6 protein-coding genes and 1 pseudogene are annotated in these 6,062 nt (G+C 61.1%); 5 read left to right on the top strand and 2 right to left on the bottom strand.

The genetic code is table 11. The features are described from left to right. Nucleotides 1–465: 465 nt before the first annotated feature. Together AC629_RS39095 and AC629_RS39090 are read left to right on the top strand one after the other, a co-directional pair. Nucleotides 466–750 (top strand): annotated as a pseudogene (locus tag AC629_RS39095) (septal ring lytic transglycosylase RlpA family protein); the annotation flags it as partial. Nucleotides 751–1,052: 302 nt separating this feature from the next. Further along, entirely contained in the window at nucleotides 1,053–3,020 is a 1,968-nt protein-coding gene (locus AC629_RS39090) for a hybrid sensor histidine kinase/response regulator (RefSeq protein ID WP_084810017.1), read from the top strand. 331 nt (nucleotides 3,021–3,351) lie between these two features. On the opposite strand, the gene AC629_RS50815 is transcribed toward AC629_RS39090, so the two are convergent. Further along, nucleotides 3,352–3,768, bottom strand: coding sequence for a transposase (locus AC629_RS50815; RefSeq protein WP_502693094.1), 417 nt, complete (start codon nucleotides 3,766–3,768; stop codon nucleotides 3,352–3,354). A gap of 668 nt (nucleotides 3,769–4,436) precedes the next feature. Between AC629_RS50815 and AC629_RS39075 the strand changes: the two genes are divergently transcribed. From AC629_RS39075 to AC629_RS39065, 3 genes are read left to right on the top strand one after another with little or no spacing between them, the layout of a single operon-like run. After that, complete coding sequence (locus AC629_RS39075; RefSeq protein WP_168195695.1) at nucleotides 4,437–4,862, top strand: YhjD/YihY/BrkB family envelope integrity protein; 426 nt, start codon at nucleotides 4,437–4,439, stop codon at nucleotides 4,860–4,862. After that, nucleotides 4,862–5,095 carry a hypothetical protein gene (locus tag AC629_RS39070; RefSeq protein WP_084810014.1) on the top strand — a complete coding sequence of 78 codons (234 nt, stop codon included), beginning with the start codon at nucleotides 4,862–4,864 and terminating at the stop codon, nucleotides 5,093–5,095. The genes AC629_RS39075 and AC629_RS39070 overlap by 1 nt, the downstream gene beginning before the upstream one ends. Nucleotides 5,096–5,107: 12 nt before the next feature. Next, the gene (locus tag AC629_RS39065) at nucleotides 5,108–5,410 is read left to right on the top strand and encodes a YihY/virulence factor BrkB family protein (RefSeq protein WP_349531536.1); all 303 of its coding nucleotides are present in this window, start codon (nucleotides 5,108–5,110) and stop codon (nucleotides 5,408–5,410) included. Nucleotides 5,411–5,759: 349 nt separating this feature from the next. Here the strand turns inward: AC629_RS39065 and AC629_RS39060 are convergent. Continuing rightward, nucleotides 5,760–6,062, bottom strand: a 303-nt coding sequence (locus AC629_RS39060) for a potassium channel family protein (protein ID WP_143199791.1), incomplete at its 5' end; no start/stop codon positions are given.

The following is a 6,062-nucleotide window of genomic DNA, read 5'->3' as shown; positions in this document are numbered from 1 at the left end:
TTCGGGTCATTCTCGACCGACTCTGCGGGTTCGGCTCGTGTTCGATGTCTGCTCTTCCCCGAAACCGACTACTCTACTGCGCGACAGCGAAATGACGCAAAGGGCCATAAACAGACTCATGCATCGCAGCAAGGAAGCTCTATTCGATCACTACGTCGGCACGCGCGCGATAGGTGCCTAGGTACGCGATGTCAGCCACCAAGTTCGGTTCAACCCATTCCCGTTGGGGACGCTAGGAACATTACTTGTTTACGGCCATTGGCTGCATGGTCGCGGCGGGTTGCCGGCCGAGGCCGTGATAGCTGGCCTGAACAACTGGATGATCGGCCGGTCGTGCTCAAGGGCGCCCTAGCCTGCGCCTCGTTGGCCGGCGGCTGTTAATTCCAAACCCGAGAGGTCTTTATGAAAACGCCGTTAGCGGCGATGGCGCTGCTATGCCTGTTTGTCAGTCCTGGCGCCGTGTGCGAGCGCTCCTTTTCCGGCTTGGCTTCCTACTACTCCAACGAGAGCGGCAGTCGCACGGCCTCCGGCGTGCGCTTCGACGATCGACTTCCGACAGCGGCGCATCGCTGCCTGCCGTTCGGCACAAAGTTGCGGGTGTCGCGCGGCGGCCGATCGGTCGTGGTGTCTGTCAATGATCGCGGCCCGTTCGTTCATCGGCGTGTCCTCGATCTGGCTCTGGCTCCGGCCCGCGAGCTCGGCCTGGTCGGACCTGGCATCGGGCACGTCGACGTGGAGGTCGACGACTAGGAAAAGGCCGCTACCTGAAGGCGGTCTTCTTAACTTCCCCGCCATAGCCTTTGCGCTGAGTCAGCAACGGGTCATCAGCGTCGGCTTGGTCGCCGCACCGCCACTTCCGGCTTAACCCCTACCAGCGGACATGCCGACGACCGTTGGCTTCCGTCGGTGTGGGCCACAACCGGACTCGTTGATCCGGGAACTCTACACATCTGCTGCGCGGTCGAAATGGGCTCAGGTCTTACGATATGAGAACGGGGAACTAGCCTTGTTTCTCGTGGGTTAACGCTCGACCCTTGTGAGTTCCCCTCCCAATGAAGACACTTGCCTTCGGAGATGTCCCCAGCCTCGAACTGCTGATCAATGCGATCGTCGACTACGCGATTTTCATGCTGGACGCCGATGGGGTCGTCAAAACCTGGAACACCGGAGCTGAGCGCCTCAAGGGGTATTCGGCCGACGAGATCATCGGACGACCGTTTTCGGTCTTCTACACGCCGGAGGATCGCGAGAAAAAGCTCCCCGAGATAGCGCTGGCGACAGCGGGCGAGATGGGCCGCTTTGCCTCCGAAGGATGGCGCGTGCGCAAGGACGGCACCCGGTTCTGGGCGCTGGTCGTGCTCGATGCGATCCGCGACGAGGCCGGCCAGCTACTCGGCTTCGCAAAGGTCACCCGCGACATCACCGAGCGCCAGCAGGCCCATCACGAATTGCTGGAGAGTGAGCGACGATATCGGCGGCTGGTCGAAGCCGTCGTCGACTACGCCATCTTCCAGCTCGATGCCTCCGGCCACATTGCGACCTGGAATCCCGGTGCGCAGCGCATCAAGGGCTACGCGCCCGACGAGATCATCGGTCGACATTTCAGCGCGTTCTATACGCCGGAGGATCTGGAAAAGGATGTGCCCGCAACGGCACTGAAGCAGGCGGCGGAGCACGGGCGGTTCGAGACCGAAGGCTGGCGCATGCGCAAGGACGGCACGCGCTTCTGGGCCTCCGTTGTCATCGACCGGATCACGGACGAAAGCGGCGCCATCATCGGCTTTGCCAAGGTGACCCGCGATCTGACCGATCGCAAGCGGGCGCAGGACGACCTAAAGCGCGTTCAGGAGCAGCTCGCCGCGTCCCAGAAGCTGGAAGCCGTCGGCCAACTCAGCGGCGGCATTGCACACGACTTCAACAATTTGCTGATGATCGTGCTTGGCAATCTCGAGAACGCCGAGCGCAACAGCCGGAACGTCGGAGGGCCCAATCTGCATCGCGCACTGACCAACGCAAAACGCGCAGCACAGCGCGCCGCAGCGTTGACCAGCCGGCTGCTCGCCTTTTCCCGCCGCCAGGCGCTCGATCCCAAGCCGATCAACCTCAACAAATTTCTCAGTGGCCTGGAGGACTTCCTGCAGCGCACGCTAGGCGAACGCATCGAGGTTCAGACCGTCGGCGGCGCCGGCCTCTGGCAGATCGAGGCCGACGTCAACCATCTGGAATCCGCAATCGTTAATCTGGCCATTAATGCCCGCGACGCGATGCCGGATGGCGGCAAGCTGACGGTAGAGGCGACCAATGTTTCAGCCGACGAGGAGTATTTTCGCGCCAACCCTGAAGTGGCCCCCGGGCAATACGTCGTGATTTGCGTGAGCGACACCGGGACCGGCATGAGCCTTGATGTTCTCCATCACGCCTTCGAGCCGTTCTTCACGACCAAGGAGCCGGGTGAAGGAACCGGTCTCGGGCTTAGCCAAGTCTATGGCTTCGTCAAGCAATCCGGCGGCAACGTGAAGATCTACAGCGAGCTCGGCGAAGGCACCAGCATCAGGATGTATTTCCGGCGCTACCATGGCGGCGAGCAGCCGGCGGCGAACGATGAGGATGAGGATGAGGTCATCGCGGAAGGCGAGTCGGTCGAGACCATTCTCGTCGTGGAGGACGATGCCGACCTTCGGGTCTACGTTTCAGACGTCTTGCGCGATCTCAACTATCGGGTGGTCGCGGCCGGCAGCGCGCAGGCGGCGCTGACCATCCTGCTGCAGCCGGAGCAACGCGTGGATTTGCTGCTGACAGACGTGGTAATGCCCGGCATCAACGGCCGCGAGCTCGGCCGGCGCGCCCAGCAGATTCGTCCCCACCTCAAGACCTTGTACATGACCGGACACTCGCGAAACGCCGTTGTACATCAGGGCCGGCTCGATGATGGAGTCGATCTCCTCGAAAAACCGATCACTCAAGCTAAACTGGCGCTGAAAGTCCGCGAGATTTTGGACCGGGCAGGCTCTGATCTTTGAAAGGCTCCCGCATCGAAGCCTTTGAGCAACCACCAATATGTCGGCTTCGGGTCATGTGTGTGGACGACGCCCGCGTTGCAAGAAGAATCTGACGTTCGGCTTGCGGTCGGGTGCAAGTCATGTGTCCGGCCTGTTTGCGCGGCAGCATGACCGCTGGCTCTGATGTAGTCCGCGGATCGGGTCCCAATCATTCGCACGGGCTTTAATGCCCATGACCCAGAAGCGGGTTGTCCCAATCGACGGCTCGACCGTTTCGCATCACGTCATCATCACCCTCGCAATTCGATTGTCTTGCTCCGCCGTCGCCTCACGCTCCCATTGCCAAGCCTTTTCAGGCGGCTGCAGCGGGCTCCGGCGCCCGATAGCGTCCGCCTTTGGCCATGATCGCCCAAGCGATGCGCGCTATCTTGTTGGCAACGGCAACGGCGACCAGCTTGGCCGGCTTCCTGGCCAGCAGCCTCATGACCCAGGGGTGCTTTTGCGGATGCCGTCGGGCGTGTTGAACAACGGCTGTTGCACCGATGACGAGCAACCGTCGAAGATAGCGATCTCCCTGCTTGGAGATGCCGCCGAGCCGCTCCTTGCCCCCCGTCGAGTGCTGCGGCCGACGCTGAGGGAACGGCTGCCGCGTTGGCCAAGCGCCTAGGATGCGACTGGGGCACAAGCTATCGCCGACGCAAGAGCGGCAGCTCAGGCAGTTGAGCTGCTCGGAGTAAAAGAGGCCCGGCTCACCTGCTGTTGCGCGCATCAGGCCACGCGGCTGGCAGAACCCGGCGAGATGGCTGCGAACGGAAAGCAAGTGTCGGTGACCGGTACCGGTACCTGACCGCACTCAATCCCGGCTTACCGAGGCGCCCAGCTTGCGACTTCGGGGCGGCGCTGGAGGCGCAAACCTACAACGCCCGGTGCAGCGACAATCACGTGAATAATCTATGACCAAAAGCGCGCGCCCGCCTGCCGCAAAAAACCAAGTCGAACTTCCCCATGATCTTGATCGGCAGCTCGATTGTCAGTGTAGGGCGACATCGTCGGGTCTGCTTCATCCGCCTAGGCGATAACATCGCCAGTCCAGCAATCGCCATCTGGCTGAAGAATGCCGACCAAGCGCTTCCCATGAATTATCGAGGCTGCACTTAAGAACCGGCAAAGCCAGTTCATCATCGGCGTATTTTGTTCCACCTCGAAAGCGTTGTGCATCGCGAGATTGCCTTCTTGCGCGAAGTTGGAAAGTTCGCCCCAATGCAAGGTAGAGGGTGCGCGGATTCTGTCCGCCAACGCCCCCAAGGAGGGGCCCGGCGCGCGGCACACGCTCGTCGGGCTTCTTCGATCAAGGTGACGATGTCACCTCGATTTTCGGTCGCGGGCACTCGGTGCCCCAAGGTGAGGTTCCGTAGCTGGCGGCGTTTGAGGCCGACCGTGACCGACGGACTTGAGAACGATCCTTCAGCATATGGGCGCGAAGCCGAGTTGGGCGCCACCGACCCATACGCCGCGCAGGCGCCCGAGCGGGTCTCCGCAAGTCGCGCGGCGCCTGCCAACCCGATCGCGCCTCCGGGATGGGCCCATGTTGGCTGGCGCGTTTTCTCTTCTATCTTCGAGCACAGACTGCTTACGACTTCCGGCGGCGTCGCCTTTTTTGCACTCTTGGCCATCTTCCCGGCATTGGCGACGATCGTTTCGCTCTACAGTCTGTTCGCCGACCCTCATGCGATCCCAGAGCGCGTCGCCCTGTTGGCCGGTGTTGTCCCCACAAGCATCATCGACCTCATCAAGGGAGAAATCCAATCGCTCGCCGAAAAGAACATCAGCACGCTGAGCATGGCTTTCCTGATCGTCTTCTGATGTCGATGTGGAGCGCCAACTCCGGGGTGAGCGCGCTGTTCGACGCGCTGAACGTGGTGCATGGCGAGACGGAAGAGAGAAGCCTGCTGCGATTTTATGCGACAACGTTCGCCATCACGCTGGGCGCGGTCGTCTACGGGCTGATCGCGATCATCGACGTTCTGCCGATCGGGCTTTTCAGGTTCTTGGGACTGGGGGAGCAGGTTCAACACTTCGAAGCCATATTTCGTTGAGCCGCGACCTTAATCATCGTCATGATTTGGCTCAGCGTCGTCTACCGCGTTGGGCCAAGCCGCAGCGACGCGAAGTGGCGCTGGGTGACATGGGGGAGCGGGCTGGCGGCTATCCTGCTGGTGGTCGCGTCGATGGTCTTTTCTTGGTATCTCGCCGAATTCAATAGTTACGATAGGTTGTATGGCTCGCTGGACGCTGTCGTCGGCTTCATGACCTGGCTCGGGATTTCCACTGTCGTCATGCTACTCGGCGCGAAATTGGACGCCGCAATCGAGAGCAAATCGGCCGGGAGAAGCGCGGCGGCGCCGAACTGACCTCAGGGCGCGCCGATGCGCCCCCCACTGCTCAGGGCACCCAAGGTCATCGAGAACGGTCGCCGCGAGTCGGTTATCGCACAGGGTCGTCGTCTAGTATCAATAACCGGTACCGGTACCTGACCGCACTAAATCCCGGCTTATGGGGCCGGGCTGTGCGCCTTCGACTTCAAACTGCTTGGCTTAAGAGAGCGGACGGAGACGTCATAGCAGCAGGACGGGCATTCATCGACGTCCGCTATGCTCCCGGTCGCGACCAAATTCGGCCTCGCACCGAAGTGTCGCGATGGGCCAGCGGTCATTTCGCGCAGTGCACAAGCAGCATGCTTACTCGATCACCTCGTTGAAACTAGGATCGCTCACCGTCACTCCCGCCATCGGTTAGCGCTGAGAGCATGGCGTGGACCGCAATTGCCGCTATGACACCCGTGACAAACAGCCCGAGAAAGCCAATTCCGATCGCAAGCGCGCGCGACAACGCCTGCTTCGGGACGAGATCACCGTAACCAATCGTGAGGCCGGTAATGAAAGTAAAATAGACCGCATCCCCGAGAGACCAGCCCTCAACAAAACCAATCAGCAATCCCAACGCAAGCTGAATTGCCAGAAGTACAGACAACACCGGCCACGTCACGTGAATCGCATGGCCAAG

The organism is Bradyrhizobium sp. NAS80.1, assembly GCF_001908205.1.
GTDB lineage: Bacteria > Pseudomonadota > Alphaproteobacteria > Rhizobiales > Xanthobacteraceae > Bradyrhizobium.
Note: the sequence above shows the minus strand (reverse complement) of the source record. Positions and strands in the feature narration are given on the sequence as shown.

Coding starts and splice junctions, on each gene's coding strand:
- AC629_RS39090 (WP_084810017.1), top strand. CDS start 1,053: ATGAAGACACTTGCCTTCGGAGATGTCCCCAGCCTCGAACTGCTGATC.
- AC629_RS50815 (WP_502693094.1), bottom strand. CDS start 3,768: ATGCGCGCAACAGCAGGTGAGCCGGGCCTCTTTTACTCCGAGCAGCTC.
- AC629_RS39070 (WP_084810014.1), top strand. CDS start 4,862: ATGTCGATGTGGAGCGCCAACTCCGGGGTGAGCGCGCTGTTCGACGCG.